Annotated in this window: 15 protein-coding genes; 10 read left to right on the plus strand and 5 right to left on the minus strand. The window is 39.9% G+C overall.

The features are described from left to right. Positions 1–179 precede the first annotated feature (179 nt). The 3 genes from KW060_RS07380 to KW060_RS07390 all read left to right on the plus strand — a co-directional run bounded on the left by KW060_RS07380 (position 180) and on the right by KW060_RS07390 (position 4,016). Positions 180–506, plus strand: coding sequence for a hypothetical protein (locus KW060_RS07380; RefSeq protein WP_249034170.1), 327 nt, complete (start codon positions 180–182; stop codon positions 504–506). Between the two features lie 32 nt (positions 507–538). Then, complete coding sequence (locus KW060_RS07385; RefSeq protein WP_249034171.1) at positions 539–2,092, plus strand: methyl-accepting chemotaxis protein; 1,554 nt, start codon at positions 539–541, stop codon at positions 2,090–2,092. A gap of 157 nt (positions 2,093–2,249) precedes the next feature. Further along, complete coding sequence (locus KW060_RS07390) at positions 2,250–4,016, plus strand: GSCFA domain-containing protein (RefSeq protein WP_249034172.1); 1,767 nt, start codon at positions 2,250–2,252, stop codon at positions 4,014–4,016. Position 4,017: 1 nt separating this feature from the next. Here KW060_RS07390 and KW060_RS07395 read toward each other — a convergent pair whose 3' ends face one another. Next, on the minus strand, positions 4,018–4,989 hold the full coding sequence (locus KW060_RS07395; RefSeq protein WP_249034173.1) for a dipeptide epimerase: 972 nt from the start codon (positions 4,987–4,989) through the stop codon (positions 4,018–4,020). An 88-nt stretch (positions 4,990–5,077) separates the two neighbouring features. Here KW060_RS07395 and KW060_RS07400 point away from each other — a divergent pair, with 88 nt between their 5' ends. Both KW060_RS07400 and KW060_RS07405 read left to right on the plus strand, forming a co-directional pair. Then, positions 5,078–6,211 (plus strand): DUF819 family protein, encoded by a 1,134-nt coding sequence (locus tag KW060_RS07400; RefSeq protein ID WP_249034174.1) that lies wholly within the window; start codon positions 5,078–5,080, stop codon positions 6,209–6,211. A 75-nt stretch (positions 6,212–6,286) separates the two neighbouring features. After that, entirely contained in the window at positions 6,287–7,957 is a 1,671-nt protein-coding gene (locus tag KW060_RS07405; RefSeq protein WP_249034175.1) for an ATP-binding protein, read from the plus strand. A 3-nt stretch (positions 7,958–7,960) separates the two neighbouring features. On the opposite strand, the gene KW060_RS07410 is transcribed toward KW060_RS07405, so the two are convergent. The 4 genes from KW060_RS07410 to KW060_RS07425 are packed head-to-tail and all read right to left on the minus strand — an operon-like array spanning position 7,961 to position 11,445. Continuing rightward, positions 7,961–8,443, minus strand: coding sequence for a GNAT family N-acetyltransferase (locus KW060_RS07410; RefSeq protein WP_249034176.1), 483 nt, complete (start codon positions 8,441–8,443; stop codon positions 7,961–7,963). After that, the gene (locus tag KW060_RS07415; protein ID WP_249034177.1) at positions 8,440–9,345 is read right to left on the minus strand and encodes an MBL fold metallo-hydrolase; all 906 of its coding nucleotides are present in this window, start codon (positions 9,343–9,345) and stop codon (positions 8,440–8,442) included. The genes KW060_RS07410 and KW060_RS07415 overlap by 4 nt, the downstream gene beginning before the upstream one ends. Then, entirely contained in the window at positions 9,338–10,429 is a 1,092-nt protein-coding gene (locus KW060_RS07420) for a D-cysteine desulfhydrase family protein (protein WP_249034178.1), read from the minus strand. The genes KW060_RS07415 and KW060_RS07420 overlap by 8 nt, the downstream gene beginning before the upstream one ends. A gap of 11 nt (positions 10,430–10,440) precedes the next feature. Continuing rightward, positions 10,441–11,445, minus strand: a complete 1,005-nt coding sequence (locus tag KW060_RS07425) for a D-cysteine desulfhydrase family protein (protein ID WP_249034179.1) — start codon at positions 11,443–11,445, stop codon at positions 10,441–10,443. A 122-nt stretch (positions 11,446–11,567) separates the two neighbouring features. On the opposite strand from KW060_RS07425, the gene KW060_RS07430 reads away from it, so the two are divergent. The 5 genes from KW060_RS07430 (at position 11,568) to KW060_RS07450 (ending at position 21,129) form a co-directional block, all read left to right on the plus strand. Continuing rightward, complete coding sequence (locus KW060_RS07430; RefSeq protein ID WP_249034180.1) at positions 11,568–13,217, plus strand: electron transfer flavoprotein-ubiquinone oxidoreductase; 1,650 nt, start codon at positions 11,568–11,570, stop codon at positions 13,215–13,217. A gap of 81 nt (positions 13,218–13,298) precedes the next feature. Continuing rightward, complete coding sequence (locus KW060_RS07435) at positions 13,299–14,984, plus strand: tetratricopeptide repeat protein (protein WP_249034181.1); 1,686 nt, start codon at positions 13,299–13,301, stop codon at positions 14,982–14,984. A 9-nt stretch (positions 14,985–14,993) separates the two neighbouring features. Then, positions 14,994–15,845, plus strand: a complete 852-nt coding sequence (locus tag KW060_RS07440; RefSeq protein ID WP_249034182.1) for a 4-(cytidine 5'-diphospho)-2-C-methyl-D-erythritol kinase — start codon at positions 14,994–14,996, stop codon at positions 15,843–15,845. A 77-nt stretch (positions 15,846–15,922) separates the two neighbouring features. Beyond that, positions 15,923–18,721, plus strand: a complete 2,799-nt coding sequence (locus KW060_RS07445; RefSeq protein ID WP_249034183.1) for an SLBB domain-containing protein — start codon at positions 15,923–15,925, stop codon at positions 18,719–18,721. Positions 18,722–18,747: 26 nt separating this feature from the next. Next, positions 18,748–21,129, plus strand: coding sequence for a YjbH domain-containing protein (locus KW060_RS07450; RefSeq protein WP_249034184.1), 2,382 nt, complete (start codon positions 18,748–18,750; stop codon positions 21,127–21,129). The last annotated feature ends 51 nt before the right edge of the window (positions 21,130–21,180 follow it).

Genomic DNA, 21,180 nt, shown 5'->3' on the forward strand with positions numbered 1-21,180 from the left:
TTTCTCTATTTCTATTATTAGAACATTTTTTCAGTAATTAAATGAAAATATCTGCAAAATACTATATAATAGAAAAACATTTTATAATTTCGCTACATAATTGTTTATATTTTCGTAACTAATTTTATTTATAACTTTTCTAAACTACTTGTTACTTAATTGTAATGTTGGAGAGTATATTGAAATTACAATCTGAGGGTTTAAAGGAATTTCTACCAGCAGCCATGTGCTTGGTTCTTTCCTTTATATTTTTACTGATCATGAATTTTACGCCAAACGGGAAAACGGAATTAGCCGTGATCTTCCCACCTGGTACATCTTCGGAAACTGTCTTTTTAAAAACCATTGAAGCTGGCGGCTATGCCACTGGCAAGGGTGGGTTTGAAAACATTGCACTCTTCATCGTTGATGATCTGGATACTCAGAAACAGGTAATTGAAAATTTATATGACCTCGGTGCCCTAGTGGTGATTGATGGTATAGCGTCGGCTGGATGCTTTTCTTAAAATCGTAACGTTAACAATAAAAAGGAAATTCCATGAATGAATTAACGAAGTTACAATTAACCGTCTCAAAATATATTTTGATGTCGATATGGGCTTTAACGGGGGTTATTTTTGTTTCTGGTTATATTCTTGGGGCGTCAAACTGGTTAATCATTACAGTGGCGGCGATCCTTGTATCTGTCGCAACACATGTTTCATGGAAAAAAGGGGCGGGGTCAAGGTCATACCGTTATATGAGTGCGGTTGTGCTTCCAATTTTAATTGCATTCTGGTTATATTTATACAGCGGTCATCCATGGCAAATTGATATTCATATGTCATTTTTTGCGGCACTGGCGCTGACGGCGATTTATTGTGATAAAGATGCAATTCTAGTGTCCGCAGGAACAATTGCTGTCCATCATTTACTGCTTAATTTCATTTTGCCGAGTGCGGTTTTCCCCGATGGGGGTGATTTCTTGCGTGTCGTACTTCACGCGGTGATTGTCGTTATTGAAACAGGTTTCCTTTATTATATGGCAATGCAGTTAGAGGCAGCCTTCGGATTATCAGAACAAGCCGTTAAATCAGCGCAGGAAGAAGCGGAAAAAGCAACAGAAGCAATGCAGCTTGCAGAAGAACAAAGCCAAAAAATTAGTCAGACATTAACTGAGCTTGAAGAAACGCAAGCGCAAGCAGACAGCTTGATGTCTGAACAAGATAAAATGCAGGATAGCGCGAAAAGAAACCGCAAGGAACAGCTTGTCACAATGGCGAATGAGCTTGAAAAAACATTGCAAACGGCGTCGGACAATTTGGTGCAATATTCACAAAGCTTGCAAACAAGTGCGGGTGAGCTTTCCGAACTTTCAACCATTGAACAAAAACATTCAGAAGAAGCCGTGCGTGCTGTAACTGCAAGTTCCGGCGAAATTCAATCTGTTGCATCCGCGGTTGAAGAACTGTCATCATCCATTCAGGAAATTACCCGTCAGGTTGATACAACAACCCAATTTTCATCGGAGGCCGTTGAATTCGCGCAAAAAACAAGTCAGACAATTCAAAACCTGTCAGATCAGGCAGCAAAAATTAATGATGTTCTTGGGATTATTTCCGATCTATCGGAACAAACCAATTTGTTAGCCCTTAACGCAACAATCGAGGCCGCAAGAGCGGGTGACGCAGGTAAAGGGTTTGCTGTTGTGGCGAGTGAGGTTAAAAACCTTGCGACACAATCAGCTGCTGCGACTGAAGATATTGCGAAACAAATCACGGCGATGCAGGATGCAGTGAAAGAATCCGTTACATCAATCGAAGAAATTGCGAACCTGATTAACAAGAGTAACGAAAGCACCGTAAATATTTCAAATTCCATTCAGGAACAAAATACAGTTGCTGGCGAAATTTCCAGAAGCGCGCAAAACGCATCGACCAGTATGATTGAAACAACCAATAACATTGAAAAAATTCAGGAACTAACCGGAAGAAACAGTACAGTCAGTAATGAAATTGAAGGGGTTGTTTCAAATATATCAACGCAATCTGATGTCTTAAACACAGATCTTAAAGACATTGTTGATGGCTTGAGAAAACAGACGGAAGATTAATTTTTCTTTTATGACATGTATTTAGGGGTGGTTATGTTGATAATCACCCCTTTTTATTTGGGTGGTAAAAATATTTCTTTATCATCAATTCGTAATTGTTCTTGTCATATTCTTGCATTAGATTAACCGGATAAAAGATATCCATCCGGGAAAAAGAATGAGCAAAAATAAGAATAAAGAAAAGAAAAACCCTTACTCAAATTTACCAGACAACAGATTTTGGAAAACGGGTGTAAAAGAGCGTCAACCACAACAATTTTACGAGGATCTCTGGAAGCCAAAATTCAAGATTAAAAAACAATCTAATATTGTTGCAGCCGGATCATGTTTTGCACAGCACGTGGGGAAATGGTTAAGTGATAAGGGGTATTCATTTTATGCATCCTCGTTGGATAGTCTTCATAACTTTTCATTTGCATTTGGAAATATTTATACGTGTGCGTTGTTACGTGAATTATTGGAAGCGGCCCTTGGAAAATGTGACCTTTCTAATATAGTGCATCAAGAAAATGGACGGTGGTTTGATCTGCTTCGTCCAGTATTTAACGAGGATGGCTACGAGAGCAAAGATGCATTAGTTGCATCCAGAGAAGAAGCATTTGGTGAAATGCTTGAAAGCATAAAAAATGCAGAAGTTTTTATTTTTACACTTGGTTTAACGGAAAGCTGGATTGACAATGATGGTGTTGTTTATCCAATGTGTCCGGGTACGCTTTGTGGTGAATTCGATAAGAAAAAATATTCTTTTAAAAATTATTCATTTGAAGAAAATATTGATGAACTAGAACAGGTTCTTGAGCTTATAAAATCCGTTAACAGTAAAATTAATGTGCTGCTCACCGTTTCGCCGGTTCCACTTACCGCGACGGCATCGCAAAATCATGTGCTAAGTGCGACTACATATTCAAAGTCCATTTTACGAAGCGTTGCAGAAAGAATGAAAGAAAAACATTCGAATGTTGATTATTTCCCGTCTTATGAGATCATAAATTCGGTTGCAAACAAGGGTATTTTCTTTGAAGAGAATTTACGTAGTGTAACGCCAAACGGTGTTTCATATGTGATGTCACATTTTGAAGCCGGAATATCACCATATGAATTCAAAAAGGCACTAAAGAAACAACAAAAAGAAGCAGAATTTTTTGGCTCTCCAAATGTCGGTGGCTCTCAATTAAATGGCGATGCGGTTTGTGAAGAAGAAACCCTTGAAGGCCAAAGAAATAGTGCGGTATCAAGTGATCCTGTGAAATTTTTCCTTATTGGCGATAGTCATATGGGGTTCTTGTCGAAATGTTTTGCCAAAAGAAATATCAGCCACTGTGGTGGTGCATTGATGAATGGTTCTGCATGGGAAGATGGTTTGTTTCACCTTACCGATGAAGACTACATTGTGATGTTAGAAAACAAGGGCGCGCGCCATTTTTGGGAAAATGCAATTGAAACAGTAAAAAATACCGAAAAACAAACCGGTAAAAAACCAATCATCGTTACCAATGTTGGCTATCAAACACATAGGTCAATGGCAAAACTCATTAGATGGTTTAAAACCAATAATTTAGGGGATGAGTTTAACCTGGAGGAAACATTGAAATATTTTTCCGGGCGTTATGATAAACATATTCAATTTTTGCAAAATTTGGTGGAGGCTGGCTTTAAAGTGATTGCGTTACCTGATCCACCAATTTTTAAGAATATTTCCGGTATGGAAAAGAGGGATTCATATATGTTCTTGTATGAGAGCGTCTATGATAAATTCCTGGAAAAAATTGGCGTTAAAATATTCAATGTCCGAGAATGGCGTGAGAAAACAAAAGGATTAAGCAAAGATATCCATATTTTTAAGGATGGTGAACCGGACTGGATTCATGGCAGCCCGGCTTATTATCAGGAACTAGTTGATAAGATTGTAAAAACTTATTCTTAATCTATCCCCATAATGCCGGGGTCGGGGTGCTTACGATCCCGCCTTCGGCATATTCAAGGCCATTTTCAACATCATCTTTAAGGAATAATGGACCGTCCAGATCAATGAAGTCGCAATGCTGACCGACAACAAAACTCGGTGCCATGGAAAGCGATGATCCAGTCATATTGCCAACCATTAATCCTTTACCGTCACGATTAGCAAGGCGGATAATTTCAAGCGCATCGGTTAAGCCACCACATTTATCAAGTTTGATGTTAATCACATCATAGCGTCTGGCGTTAACCTCATATTCACTGCTATCAAGGCAGCTTTCATCTGCGCCAAGGGGGACTTCTGATTTAAAACCTTCTAATTCTTCGTCCTTACCACGGGCCAGGGGTTGTTCAATCATGGCCAGTCCCAGTTTTTTACAATGCGGGATATATTCTTTTAATTCTTCGAATGTCCAACCCTGATTGACATCGGTAATGAGCGTGGCATCTGGACGTGCCGCGCGGATGGCTTCTAATCTTTCAATCGGGGCATCACCGGATAATTTGATTTTTAAATTTGGATATTTTGAATATTCAGCGGCACGTGCGGCCATATTTTCCGGTGTGTCAATACCAACGGTGGCAACAGTGGATAATGGTTTTATCGGATTAATATTCAGCAGATCAAAAATACTCTTACCAGCAAGCTTGCATTTTAAATCCCAAAATGCGCAGTCAATGGCGTTTCTAGCGCCGCCACGTGGCAAAAATTCATTGACTTGTTCATGCGTGATATTATCAAAAATGATGTCTTCAATCTGCTTTGTCATGCTTTCTGGTGTTTCATCTTCGTAATAGATGCCTAACGATTCACCGTGGCCTTTTACGCCGTCCTGTTCAAGGGTAACGCGTATCGTGTCAGCCGTGTTAAATGTATATCCCGTAATGACAAATGGGTATTTAAGGGGGAATTGGTGAGTTTTAATATCAATAAGCATTTTTATACATTCCTAAATAAATTACTTGGCAAATGGTAATCATATTGAGTAGGGTTTCAACATAAAAATTCGGGAGGAATAATAAAAAATGACATTGATATCCGCTGATAATAATTTTGCACTTTGGGCTGTGATGTTGTTGATGGTTGCACTTGCATTTAGGCTTGAAAAAACAACCATTGGGCAAAAAATTTCCGGCACGATCATGGTTATTACATTTGGTGCAGTGCTTGCCAATTTTAAAATCATTCCTGCGAGCAACGGTGTATTTAACAGCATAAATTCAGTGGGTGTTCCAATTGCGATTGTGCTGCTGCTCTTTAATGCGAACCTAAAGAAAATATTTAAAGAATCCGGCCCGACATTGATTGCCTTTATATTCGGTGCGATTGGTACAACGCTTGGCACCGTTATTGGGGTGATGTTGTTGCCACTTGGTGAATTTGAAGCGGAACTAGCCGGAATCTTTAGCGCAACATTCATTGGTGGTTCCGCCAATTTCGTTGGGGTTGCTAATGCAATCGATTTTAAAGAAGAAAGCATTATGGCCGCCAGTATTGCTGCGGATAATGTTGTGGGGGTATCGTTTATGGCATTGCTTATCGCGATCCCGAGCATGCAATTCATGGCAAAGAAATTTAATTATGATCCTGCGGGCACGGAATATGATGACGATGATGAAATCGCCGCCGCCGAAGAGCCGCCATTTGCCATTGAACGTGCTGTCTTTTCACTTGGGATTGCATTTTTTATCGTTGTATTAAGTGATATTATTTCCGGTTTTATTGGCTATCCTCCGATAAGGCTTTTAATTCTGACGGCACTTACGGTCGCAATGGCGACATTGGCCCATGAAAAAATTGCGAAATTATCGGAAGCTTTCCCAATTGGTATTGCGATTATGTATTTGTTCCTTGGCGCCGTTGGGGCGAGCGTTGACATAATGACTATGATTGAAAGTGGAATGTTGCTTGCGCTATTTGCATTTATCATTTTATCAACGCATTTAATTGTTATTTTAACGCTTTCCAAAATTTTCAAGCTGGGATTGCCAGAAGCATTGGTTGGGTCAAACGCCTGTATTCTTGGCCCACCGACAGCGGCAGCAATGGCAGGGGCCATGGGGTGGAAAACCCTCGTTACGCCGGCGGTTCTTTGTGGTACATTTGGTTACGCAACAGCGAATTTTGTTGGTGTGTTTCTTTATGGAATTTATGGATAAAAACTAAGAGAAAGTATGCCATTTGACATTTTGGTATTTTCAATGATAGGCTCTCGCACAGTGTAAGGAGTATGTGTGATTAGTTATATTAAGATAGTAAAATATTTTCTGTTTCTGCTTTTCATAAGCAGCCTATCCACACACGCACAAGATACTCCATTAAGCCTTACTCAAGAAGAAAGAAACTGGTTACGCGATAACCCGGAAATTCTTGTTGCAACTGACCCAACCATGCAGCCAATGGAATTTATTGGCCCCAACGGGGAAATCAGCGGTATTGCGGGTGATTATTTAAAACTAATGGGTGAACGACTTGGGGTTCAATTCAAATGGGCTGGCAATAATAATTGGGCCGAGGGATTAGAAAAAATCCATGCGGGCGAAGCCCATATGGTTTCCGGCGCCAATAATACCCCGGATAGACGTGAATTTCTTTCTTTCACAGACAGTTATTTTAAAGTGTCGATCGTGATTTTCTCACGTATTGACAGGGAATCTTTTGGTAATATGGATGCCTTGTCGGGGCGTACCATTTCCCAAGTTAAGGGCTTTTCCCTTTCCAGATTAATCAGGCAAGAATATCCAGAAATCAATATTATTGAGGCAGAAACAACCGTTGAAGCTTTACAAATGGTTGCTGATGGTGATGTCGATGCCTATGTGGGGAATATATCTGTCGCCGCTTATTATATTTCTGAAGCGGGTCTTCATGAATTGGTTGTTGTTGGCGGTGCGCCTTATAGTGGTGCCAATGCAATGGCCGCGAGAAAAGATCTGCCATTACTTGCAAGTTCATTACAAAAAGCAATGAGCAGCATTACGCCAATTGAAAAGGCGGAAATTTCCCGCAAATGGTTATCACTAAATTACAATATTACCGATGGTTGGGATTATGTTGTTCGCTGGGGGCCATTTGTTTTAATCATTATATTGGCGATATTATATCGTAATTACAGTTTGCAACAAGAAATTCGCATGCGTAAAGCGGCGCAGTCTGAATTGGCGCTTTCGCGTGAAAAAGAAACAATCGCAAGATTGGATGCGGAAAAAGCGAACAATGCCAAATCAAACTTCCTTGCGAATATGTCCCATGAATTAAGGACACCATTAAATGCGATTATCGGTTTTTCAGAAACAATGTCCGGTGGCGTATATGGTGAAATCAAAGAACCCAAATATATTGAATATCTGTCAGATATTAGAGATAGCGGTAAACACCTTGAAAAAGTGATTGATGATATTCTTGATTTGTCGAAAATCGAGGCTGGGAAATGGGAGCTTAACAATACTGAATTTTCACTAACGGAATGTGCAGAAACGGCAATTATGATGCTGGAAATTCAGGCAGAAAGCAAAGGGATAACTTTAAAACTTGAAAATTTAACGGACGAAGATGACGTTAGAATTAATGGTGATAAAAACACATATAAACGCGTGCTTATTAATCTGCTTTCCAATGCGGTGAAATTTACAAATAAAGATGGCTTAATCATTTGCCGCATTGAAAAAACGCCTTCCGGGCAAGTAATGCTATCTGTCATTGATGACGGGGTGGGTATTAAGAAAGAAGATATTGAAACTGTGCTTACGCCATTTGGTCAGGTTCATGATATCAATCAGAAAAATAAGGCAGGAACGGGGCTTGGTTTACCGATTGTAAAACAGATTGTTGAGCTTCATGGTCATACGTTTGATTTAAAAAGTGATTTTGGTAAGGGCACAACCGCATCTGTTATTATTGGGTAATCATTAATCCGCAAGCCATTTATACATAACAAGGGCGTCCACAAATCCTTCGCGGGGATGTTTAAATGCCTTAGGCACACGGCCGACTGTATCAAAACCCAGTTTTTCCCATAATTTTATCGCACCAACATTGGTGGAAATGACAAAATTAAATTGCATGGCTTTATAACCTAATCGTCTGGCTTCGTTTTGGGAATGGATGCACATTTTGGTGGCGACCCCTTTACCGCGTGCCGCTGATGACACCATATAACCACAATTACACACATGTCTTGTGTAATTGGTGGTGATATAATAGGTGCCGAGTATTTCACCATTTTCTTCAAAGACATAAGTCTTTTTTGTGCGCTTTAACCAGATGAAGAAAGCTTCTTGCTTTGGTGTGTCGGGGTTATAGGCATAAGTATCGCCCTTATTCACCACTTCGAAAAATATTGGCCAAATTTTTTCCCAATCATCATCTGTTGCTTCACGGATATGGGTCATTGAAATACATCCAGATCATTTGCTGATACGATTTTTCCATTATAGCCTGCTTCCATAACTTCTTCGGCAAGGCGGTTGTCTTCCTCATCCCAGTAAAGTTGGTGATAAAGCACTAGAACGCGTGGCTTTGCTTTATTGGCAATATCCGCGATTTCCGACGGTAATGTATGAAAAGATTTATGATAAATTTGCCATTCTTCTGATCTTTTGCTTAAAGCGCGTTCTGATATAATTTCATGAACAAGAATATCAGCGTCGGTGGCAGCATCAATGATTGCCTCGCTATATGCGGTGTCACCGGATATCACTGCTGTTTTTCCTGTGCTTTTTTCAGTAAATTTGTAACCGTATGCATGTTCCCATGAACCGTGGGGGACTTTGATGGCTTCAACGATGACATTGTCGTCCTCAAATATTGTTCCGGACGCCGAAAATTCAGTTGTTTCTACTTTATAGCCATTAAGATTTGCTGGCTGTGAACCATTAATACGCATATCAATGTCTTCGGAATAGGCGCTAATTATGGTATCTGCCATATGTTTTGAACCGGGCGGGCCGAATAGTTTAAGGGGGTGCTCACGCCTTAATACCCACGGTGCCAAAATCATATTGGATAGACCAGCCGTATGATCCGAATGAAGATGAGTAAGAAAAAGCATATCAAGGTTTGATGCTTTTAATTCCGGATGTGTTTTTGATGCTTCGATGGCTTTTCTAACCATACCGGCGCCACTATCCACGATATATGCTTTGCCGCCTGATAATACTGCGACGCCTGGTCCTGATCTTTCTGGTTTCATAACTGGGGTGCCTGTACCCAGAATAACGACTTTCAATCCTTCAGCAATTGCATGTTGGGAAATGAAAAAAGTAACCAGAACCGTAAGAAATGATTTAAGCATTAAAATAATCCCTGTAAGGGTGAATTGCTGGTGCGCCGCCAGTGTGTAAGAATACAAGATCGCGTGCGTTTTCCAATCTTTCCATTCTTAGCATATCAATCATGCCTGACATGCCCTTGCTTGTATAAACCGGGTCAAGGATGATGCCTTCGCTTTCAGCGATCATTTTAAGGGCGGCTATGCCTGCATCTGTTGGGTATCCGTAAGCCTGTCCGTAATATTTATCTTCGACGATAATTTCATCATCCTTAACAAGCCCAGGTGTTCCAAGCATTTCGCATCCTTCGTCGACAATTTGTCTAATGCGGTTTTTAAGTGGTGCAGCAGGGGCGGCAACGGAAATGGCGATCACTTTCGTTGTTCTGTTCCCAAAATATCGCAGTCCGGTTAATAGGCCTGCTGCGGTCCCGCAGCTTCCTGTTGCTGTGAAAATATGACTTGGGGAAATGCCCATCTCGTTCCACTGGGAAATAAGTTCACGTGCAGCATCCACATACCCCATGGAACCAATTGCGTTTGATGCGCCGGATGGGATGTTATATGGATTTTTACCTTGTGCAGTTAGGTCAGCAATAACCTTTTCAACGACGGGACCGCGACCTTCTGCGCCCGCTAGATGAATATGCGCACCCATTAAGCGGTCCATAAGGTAATTACCACTATCTTTTAGTCTGTCTTCCATTTCTGGTACTGGGTTCGATAGAATGACGTGAACTTCTAGGCCGATTTTTTTTGCCCCTGATACGGTTTGACGCACATGGTTTGATTGTAATCCGCCTTGTGTCACTACGGCCTTAGCACCATTTTTAACGGCTTCAGCGAGGGAAAATTCAAGTTTTCTTGTTTTATTGCCGCCATGCGCCAGTTCCATGACATCATCACGTTTAATATATAAATCAGGACCACCCATTAATTGGGTCAAGTTTTCCATTTTATTGCACGCTGTGGGCAGGGTGGTTAACTTGATACGCGGGATTTGATTAAAGTTTTTGCTGGTTTCTGCGAATGCCTTAGCGGAAAATGTTGTTGCGGCAAGTGTTGCAAGACCTGCTGTTTTAAGCATATCACGTCGATTTTGTTTCATTTAATTATCCCTTATAAAAAATATTTTGCGTATGGATGTAATGCTGGTGCACCCCCGGTATGGAGGAAGACCATGTCTTTTGCGTCCTTAAGTTCCCCTTTTTCAATTAAATCAATCATGCCTGCCATTGTTTTTCCTGTGTATACCGGGTCAAGCAATATACCTTCTAATTTCGCGATTAATTTAACCGCATCATTGGCTTCATCGGTGGGATAGGCATATGCCTTACCATAATAGGCGTCCTTAACAATGATATCATCATCAGCGATTAAATCGTCAGGCAATTCGATAACATCATGAATTTGATTTAAAATATCTTTTACATCGGCGATTTTTCGTTCTTCTGGCTGGCTGACGGATACGCCGACGACTTTGGTGGATTTGTTACCGAAATACCGTAGTCCCGCGAGCAAACCGCCATGTGTGCCGCAGCTTCCGGTGCCAACGAAAATGTGGCTTGGATTGATTTCCATATTTTCCCACTGGATCATCATTTCACGGGCGCATGCCATATATCCAAGGCTTCCAACCCCGTCAGACGCGCCCATGGGCACAAGATAAGGTTTTTTGCCATCTGCGGTTAATGCATCCTTTACATCCTGCATTTTTTGCACACAGGCATCATCATCGCCATCAACAATATGGATTTTCCCGTCCATAATAACATCCATTAAATAATTACCGGATGCGGCCAGCTCATCTTTTAATTCCGGAACGGGTATATTAAGGATCGCATGGCTTTCGATGCCAAGACGCGCCGCACCTGAAATGGTTTGACGGACATGATTTGATTGAATGCCGCCCATCGTAATTACGGTGTCATATCCTTGCGCGAGCATATTCGCGAATACATATTCGAGCTTTCTTGTTTTATTGCCGCCATGGGCAAGGTCCATGACATCATCACGTTTAACATAAATATCTGGACCACCAAGATGTTTGGTTAAATTCGCCATTTTATAAAACGATGTTGGTAATGACGTTAAGGGCAGGCGTTGTGCTTCTTCGAATTTCATGTATTCCTCATTATTTTTTTATAGAATAGTAGCCACTTATTTTGTAAATTTAAATAGATTAATTGACCATACATATAAAAATAAGTTACCAATAAGTAACATTCATTTTCGGGAGCATAAAAATGGAACGTGAATTTATGGAATATGACATCGTTATTGTGGGTGGGGGACCAGCGGGCTTGTCATCTGCAATACGTTTCAAACAGTTATGCGAGAAAGAGGGCAAGGATTATTCTATTTGCGTGCTTGAAAAAGGTTCCGAAATTGGCGCACATATTCTATCGGGCGCGGTAATTGATCCGATTGCATTAAATGAATTAATCCCGGATTGGAAAGAAAAGGGCGCACCGCTTGAAGTTCCCGTGACCGATAACCAACATTGGGCATTGAGCGAGACGGGCAAAACATCACTTCCGCATATTCTAATGCCGCCATTATTAAGCAACAAAGGGAATTATATCGTTAGTCTTGGCAATTTAAGCCGCTGGCTTGCGGAACAGGCGGAAAATATGGGGATTGAAATTTTTCCTGGCTTTGCCGCTGCAGAGGTTCTTTATCATGATGATGGTTCCGTAAAGGGGATCGCAACAGGTGATATGGGGGTTTCGGCCGATGGTTCACAAAAAGATAGCTATATGCCGGGCATGGAATTACATGCGAAATACACATTTTTTGCAGAAGGTGTTCGTGGATCATTGTCCAAAGAAGTTATCAATAAATATGACCTTAGAAATGGACGTGAACCACAAACATATGGCATAGGCATTAAAGAATTATGGGAAATTGATCCAGAAAAACACAAACAAGGTCTTGTTATCCATACGCAAGGTTGGCCGCTTAATTCAGATACTGTTGGTGGTGGTTTTTGTTATCATCTAGATAATAATCAGGTGGCTATTGGTTTTGTTGTGGGACTTGACTATGCAAATCCGTATCTTTCGCCATTTGAAGAAATGCAGCGCTATAAAACCCATCCCGCATTAAAAGATATGTTTGATGGCGGTAAACGTATTTCATATGGCGCACGCGCGATAAATGAAGGCGGGCTTCAATCAGTACCAAAGTTATCATTCCCCGGTGGTGCATTAATTGGATGTTCTGCAGGGTTCGTGAATGTGCCGCGCATTAAAGGAAGCCACAATGCTATGAAAAGTGGCATGTTAGCGGCTGAAGAAGCTTTTAAGGCGTTGGAAAATGAAAGTGGAAACGAACTTTCTGGTTACGAAGAAGCCTTTAATAACAGTTGGATACATAAAGACCTTAAACGTGTTAGAAACGCAAAACCGGCTATTCATAAGTTTGGTGCCTTTTGGGGAACAATGTACGCCGGATTTGATATGTGGATGAATAATATCGGTCTTGGTTTCTTGCTTCCATGGACGTTTAGCCATGATAATGATCACGAATGTTTAAAGCCAGCGGCAGAATGTGAAAAAATAGATTATCCAAAGCCCGATGGTAAAATTACATTTGATAAACTTTCATCGGTCTTTTTATCCAATACAAATCACGAAGAAGACCAGCGGTGTCATTTGACCTTGAAAGATGACAGTGTTCCGGTAAATGTAAATCATAAAATTTATGATGGGCCGGAAGCACGTTTTTGTCCTGCGGGCGTATATGAATTTCTTGACGAAGGCGAAGGTGTAAAATTACAAATTAATTCGCAAAACTGCGTCCATTGTAAAACCTGTGATATTAAAGACCCAAGCCAGAATATTAACTGGGTCACACCGGAAGGTGGCGGCGGACCAAATTATCCGAATATGTAAATCTTTTTTTCATTATTGGGTTTTAAGAAAAACTACGATAATATCGAAAATGAAATAATCTCAAGGGTATTTGGTTACTTAATGAAAAATAAAATTGCCATATTTTTAGCGGCTCTGATCGCTATTATTCCGACATACTTAACTGCACAGGAATTTCAAATTGATGATTCTGATCGTCCGTTTGGTGAATATTTAACCGCGCGTCATGCACTTTTTAATCATCAATATGATGTTGCCGCGGAAAATTACTTGCATGCGGTAAGGCTTGATCCGGAAAATGTTGAGCTACTTCAATTTTCTATGAATGTGTTTGTTGCTGCGGGTAGGTTTGAAGATGCGCTTGATAATGCCAATAAATTACGTGAATTAAACGAAGAAAACGATGTTTCGAATTTAATTCATTTTTTTGATCTTGTTAGAAATAAAAATTATGAGGAAGCGCTGCCAACGATTGATGGTCTTGCAAGTACGGGTATCATGAATTTGGTGAAGCCAATTTTTAAAAGCTGGATTTATGCAGAGCAGGGCAATTTTGAAGAAATCTCGAAAATCGCCGAAAGTTATGAAGGAGAAGATGGCAGTTTTAACTTCTTTAATTTCTTTCAGATGGGCTTAATTTATGAATATATCGGTGAACTGGAAAAAGCGGAAAGCTATTATTCACGTGGCCTAGCGGAACGAGGGTTAACGAACCTTCGTGCGGTTGAGGCATACTCAAAAATCTTAAGAAAACTTGGTAAATTGGAAGAGGCAGAACTAGCCCTTAATCAATATATTGAAACAGCGCCAGGTAATGAAAATCTAAAATCAGAACTTGATGCCTTGCACAACAATGAAGCTTCCACACCTTTGGTTAGTTCATTAGAAGAAGGTTATGCTGAATTATTTTATACCGTCGCGACAATTCTAATGCAGGATAATGTAAAAGGAATAGCTACGAACTTCTTGCAATATGCACTTGTATTTAAAACGGAATTTCCGCTTGCTCATTTTATGCAGGCGCAGATTTTTGAAAGCGATGAATATTATAATGGGGCGGCGGATCAGCTCGCTCGTATTAAAAATGATAGCCCGCTTTATTTTCAATCAAAGTTACAGCGTGCGTGGCTATTTGATGAAATGGACCGTTCTGAAGAAACGATTGCTGCGCTTCGTGAAATTGAAAAAGAATATCCAAACAATCGCGAAGTGTTAAATTCAATAGCAGAGTTTTACCGCCTTCATGAACGATTTGCAGAAGCCATTCCTGCCTATACAAAAGTGATAGAAACAATTGAAAATGAAACTGAACGTGATTGGATTGTTTATTATACGCGCGGTATTGTTTTTGATCAGGAAAAACGTTGGCCGGAAGCGGAGAGTGATTTTAAAAAAGCGCTTCAGTTAAGGCCCGAACAGCCAATGGTATTAAATTACCTTGCTTATTCATGGGTGGATCAGGGCGTTAATTATGAACTTGCCAAAAAAATGCTAATCCGGGCCGTGGAGCTTCGCCCCAATGATGGATATATCGTGGATAGTCTTGGTTGGGCGCTTTATAAAATGGGTGATGAGGAGGAAGCCGTTGAAGTTTTAGAACGTGCGGCGCAACTTCAAACGCAGGATTGGGCAATTAATGATCATTTAGGCGATGCATATTGGACAGTTGGCCGTAAAAACGAGGCTCGTTTTCAATGGCGACACGCGCTTTCGTTGTCTCCCGATGAAAGTGATGCGGAAGTTATTAAGTCCAAAATTGAAAATGGTTATGTAAAACCGGACTTTTAAGAGAAAACTGTGCTGGCACCCGCAAAAATCAATTTAGACTTGTTAATCACCGGAAGACGGGAAGATGGCTATCATCTTTTGGATAGTCTTGTGGTTTTTACGGAATTTGGTGATGAGTTATATATTGAAAAGTCGGATAGTCTTTCATTAGACATAACAGGACCTTTTTCAAATGGGTTAACAGTAAATGAAGATAATCTTGTTTTAAGGGCAGCGAAATTGATTGCCGAAGAAGCAAAAATTCAACCGAATTTTAAATTCCATCTTGTTAAAAATCTTCCGGTTTCATCAGGGATCGGCGGCGGTTCTAGTGATGCTGCGGCCGCGATCAAACTCATAATTGAATTATTTAATCTCGAGATTTCAGATGAACGATTGAATGAAATTGGATTAAAACTTGGTGCGGATATACCGGTTTGTTTATTGGGACAAACGTCACACATGAGTGGCATTGGTGAAAAATTGGTGCCCTTTGATATTAAAGATGATCTTTATTTATTGCTTGTTAATCCAAGTATATCGGTTTCTACGCCTGAAATTTTTAAAGAATACAAAATTGAAAATCATGAATTTGATAAAGAAAGACATTTTTCGAAAAATGAGGTTCATTTACCATTCATATTAGATGCATTAAATAACAGCCATAATTCATTGCAAAGCGCTGCGGTTAGTAAAAAGTCTGTCATTCAAGATGTGATTTCAGCGATTGATACAACCGAAGGATTGCTACTAAGTAGAATGAGCGGAAGCGGGGCAACTTGCTTCGGTATATATTCTTCAGAAAAAGACTGTCACAATGCGTATGAATTGATTATAAAAGAAAAAAATAATTGGTGGGTTAAATCGACTAAGGTTATTTAATAATAAATCTTATTTTACGATTTGAATAAATTCTGCTAACGTCGCGGAAAAATAAGGAAAACAGGAATACATTCAATATGTCCAATATTCTTGCATATGGAAGAAATATCGCTCTCATTTTAATTGGCTATTTGTTGCTTTTAAGCAATGTTTTTGCACAATCTTTAGATCAAAATATATTTGATCAGATTAGACAGCAAACAGGTGCCAGCAATCAGACGACTAGAATTCAATCGCCGTTAGACCAGTTACGTGCGCAAGATTATATGGATAAACTTAATCAGCAATTGATGGAGCGCCGGGCACAAGGCCCTTCTGTTATTGAACAAGGGTATAATGCTCGCCAAACTAATTTAGGTGGCGAGAATGCAACTGTTTCCCAATTTGGTTATAATATTTTTGACAGACTTCCAATGCCGGATGAAATGATAACTGGTGCCGTGCCAGATAGTTATGTTATTGGCGTTGGTGATCAGTTTGTTATCAGTTTTAAAGGTTCAAAAGAAGAGGTAGTCCAAACGCAGGTTGACCGTGAAGGTCGTTTGATTATTCCAACCTTGCAGCCATTGTTGGCTGCTAATATGACTTTTGGTGCCTTAAAAGATGAAATTAAAAAGCAAGTTTCTGAAAGTCTTATTGGCACAGAAGTATATTTGTCACTGGCAACATTAAGACAGATTTCTGTTCTTGTTGTTGGCGAGGTATATAACCCGTCGATTGTCAGAACAACCAGTCTTTCTAGTCCAATTGAAGTGTTATTACATGTTGGTGGTGTTAAAAAGACAGGATCATTAAGAAATATTACCTTGCAGCGCGGTGATGAAAGAATACCAATTGATTTATATGATATACTTGATGGTATTAATCCTTCTATCATAAACCTTAAGGATGGCGACCGCATTATTGTGCCGACAATTGGCTCGACAGTCGCAATTGGCGGTAATGTAATTCGTCCGGCGATTTATGAACTTCCGGACGGAAAAAAAATTATTTCATCTAGTGAAGCTCTTGATCTTGCGGGTGGTCCAATCAGACCAAAAGGCAATGCATATACTCATATCAGGTATAACGATAGCGGACGCCAACTTTATGAAAAAATGGATCTGAATGGTAACATTTCAAATGGTGAGATGGTTATTGTCAACCTGTTTGATAATTCAGAAGAAGGGCGGGTGACGCTTCTAGGACATGTTAAAACGCCTGGTATTCGCTCAGTATCAGAATATTCAAATGTTAAAGATTTACTAGGGTCTGTTAAAAATCTTGGCGAAAACCCGCATCTTTTATTTGGCGTAATTATTCGCACTGATCAAGTTACCAATACACGACAATTCCTATCGTTTAATGTGCATGGGGTTCTTTATAATCAGGAAAATGTCGATCTTGTTGATGAAGATAAGGTGATAATCTTTGGCCGAAATGAAATTGAATTCCTGTCTTCGGATATTGTTCGCTCTGTAATTTATAATAATGAATATGATCAGTTTGAGTTCTTGCAAGATGGTGCTGTAAATAATTATTATTGTAAACCGGTTGACCGTTTAGCTAGGCTGATAGCTTCTTCAAAATCTAATCGTTTCGCAACTGCCACAAGAGCGGTTTATGTTGGAAGCGAAGGTGTTTCTAACGGTTTGGGCGTTGATAATAATTCCCTCTCAAGAACAGATGTTCTTAACAATATGGAACTTGAAAGTCTTCAGGATAGAAGAATTGAAACCATTTCCGGAATTTCGGATTTCACCAATGCGGATATTATTCGTAATGCTGAACTCGAAGCGCAGATGGAAGAAGATCGCCGTTTTAGAGTAAATAATTTTTGTCCAGCAATATATGTGGATGAAGAAAATCTACTACCGTTTGTTTTAGAACATATTATCTCTGTAGAAGGCGCGATCAGACTTCCTGGTGTTTTACCGATTAGCCCAGATACACGTGTTGACCTGGTGATGTCCACGGTTGGCGGGCCATCAAATGACGCGGATCTTTCCAAAATTGAAATCAGCAGACTTTCAATTGACGAAGTTGATAACAGCAGGCGTCTTGATTGGGATTATGTTGATGCCTCGATTAATGATTTAAGCACGGTCAAATTAAACCCAGGCGGCGGTATGCGTGTTAGTAGTCTTTATACCAATTTTGAAGATGGCGCAGTACTTTTAACCGGTGAAGTGATGGAACCGGGAGTTTACACCATTAGAAAAGGTGAAAAATTATCTTCTCTTATCCGCCGTGCAGGTGGGCTTACAGCACAAGCATATCCATATGGCGCAATATTTACCCGTGAACGTGTGAAAAATATGCAACGCGCAGAAATGAAACAAACAGCGGACAGACTTCAATCTGCGATGGTTTCTGCATTCGTAAAAAAGAATATTGATGCTAACGGTGTTGTTGCGGTGCAGCGTATGGTCGCGGAAATGGCCGAACAAGATTTTCTTGGCCGTGTGGTGATTGAAGCCGATCCTGTTATTCTCTCATTAGATCCAGTAAAGGATATTGTTCTTGAGGCTGGAGATTCTCTTTATATGCCGAAGCGTCCAAACTTTATTGTGACGGTTGGCGACGTATTAAACCCAAGTGCGCTTCAGTTTATTCCTGGTAAAGGATTAGAAAGTTACCTTCAGGAAGTTGGTGGCTTTACACAATCGGCTGACGAAGACCGCGTCTTTGTCGTATATCCGAATGGCGTTTCCAAGCCAATTAGCCTTGCTTCTTGGGGCGGTGATAGAAATCTAAGTCTGCCGCCGGGGTCTGCTATTGTCGTTCCGACGGACCTAAGTCCGTATGACGGTATTACATTGATTAGTGAAATTGGTGATATTTTCAGAAATCTTGCCGTTTCTGCCGCATCCATTGCCGTACTTGTCAGAAATTAATAGCTTAACTTTTAAAGGGGCATATTTTGCATAAAACACTTAAATATGCCCTTTTGAGCTCATGCTTTTTACCCTCTCTTTCAAATTATGCATATGCAGAAGATGATGGAACACGTGGTGTTTATGGCGGTGCAGGTTTGCTTGAAATGAGAAATGCGCGCTTTGCGTCTGATGGTGAAATTTCCATTGGTGCAGGGTTAATTGATAGTGACAAAACCTATTATGCAAATTGGCAGGCAACCCCATGGTTTGAAACAACGTTACGATACACCGATCTTGATAATGCTCACATTGATAAAGCACTTGATATTAAGCTTAGAATTCTTGATGAAGGTGATATTAGACCGGCAATAGCCATTGGCCTACAAGACTTACTTGGCAATGGATTAAGTAGTGGTGAATATATTGTTGCTAGCAAAAGAATTTCAAATTTTGATATTACCGCCGGATTTGGTTTTGGAAATCTCGCGCACCGGGCAAAAATAAATAATATTTTTAAAATATTCGGTGACAGGTTTAATAACAGAGAGTTTGTGGATAATGGTTCAGAAAAACTGCGGTTCGATGATTATTTTTCCGGTGACCGGATGGGTTTTTTCTGGGGGGTAGAATATAATACACCGATAAAAAAATTAACTGCAAAAGTTGAATATTCCACGTTTGATAAATCCAAAACAGATGGTTTCGAAGATTATATTAGCAAAACGGCCTTTAATTTCGGCTTTAATTATAAGGCGAAAGAATGGCTTGAAATCGGTGGCGGTTTATTACATGGAAATCAGCTTTCCTTAAATCTGACCTTAAAACAAAATCTTCATAAACCAATGAAATTGGGTTTTGCTGAGGGACAACGCCCAGATGAAATCCGCACACGTGAAATTAGCAATTCACCAACGTCATCAAGAGATTTTAAAGATTATAATGATCAGGATATTATTTTTGAACGCTTAAACCGCCTTGGGTTTACGGTTGAAAAGCTTGAAGTTAATCAAGATCATTTATATTTAACGTTGTTTAAATCCGGTGAAGAGCAAGTTTCCAAACTAATGCTATTTGGCGCTCTCTTGGAAAAATATCCTGCCATCACATTAAGGTTTAGTGATCGTTCAGAAAATAGAGTGACGATTTATAGAAGTGACACACCTGGACAGCGTTCACTAGAAACATTTAAGAACAGCAGCCTTTATCAAAGAGAGCAGAATGCTGGTTCAGAAAATGCTACCCTCTTAAATAATGAAGTTTTAGCGGGACTTTCTAAACGCAATTTAAAACCCCACTCGGTAGAAATTATTGGTAATGAAGCTACAATTGTAAAAGGTGTGGGGCCATATACTGAACTTCCGAAAAATATTGGCCGCGTAGGGCGTTATCTAACGATATCAATGCCAGATAATATCGAAAGATATAATATCGTAACTCAAAATGACGGGGTAACGGTTTCCAATGTTTCTGTATTAAGAAAAGATATCGAAAATCTTGCTGGATATAATGGAAGCCCAGAAGAGGCGTTAGCAAACGCTCGCTTTAAAGAGCCAAACCATGTTTCTGCTAAGCAAGTCAAAAGCATTGAATATGGAATTTTTCCAGAAGTTATTTCCCATTTCGGCTCAACAAAAGATGATCATTTTAAAGCAGACGTAAATCTTAGAGCCTTTATTGGCTTTAATGTAACGCAGTCATTAAAATTATATGCAGAAGGAAAGCAGCATTTAATCGGTGATCTAGATCTAATTCCTGATACGCAGAGCACGAATGTCCCGCACGTTCGCAGTGACATTGGCAAATATTCAGCAGAGGCAACAACAGCCATCAGGCGATTGAATGTTGAATATACATCTAATCCATTAAAGAATATTTATGCTCGTGTAACAGCGGGTCATTTGGAAGATATGTATAGTGGTATCAGTGGAGAGTTTTTATATAGTCCCTATAATGCCAGCATTTCTTTAGGTATAGATATTAATTATGTAAAACAGCGTGATTATGACCAGTTATTTTCGATGAGAAATTATGAAACGGTCACTGGGCACGCGAACCTTTATTATATCAATAAGAAATATGATATTACGACAAAACTAAGTGCGGGGCGTTACCTTGCAAAAGACTGGGGTGCGACACTAGATGTCGCGAGAGAGTTTGATAATGGAATTACCATTGGTGCTTTTGCAACTGTAACCGATATGTCAGAGCAGGATTTTGGCGAAGGCAGTTTTGATAAAGGGTTATATATGGTTGTTCCATTTGATTTCTTCTGGTTCAAGCAAAGCCGTGAAAAAACAAGGTTTAATTTCAGAAGACTTGGTAAAAACGGCGGGCAAAAACTTGATCGCAATAATCCATTATTTGAAACGATTACATATGGTCAGGAATATAAAGTACGCCGGGATTGGCAGAAATTTATCGAATAGCGCTTTGGTCGAAAAGTAAAGCTGACGATCTGCTTATCCCGTGCATAAGGT

This window comes from Pseudemcibacter aquimaris (assembly GCF_028869115.1).
GTDB lineage: Bacteria > Pseudomonadota > Alphaproteobacteria > Sphingomonadales > Emcibacteraceae > Pseudemcibacter > Pseudemcibacter aquimaris.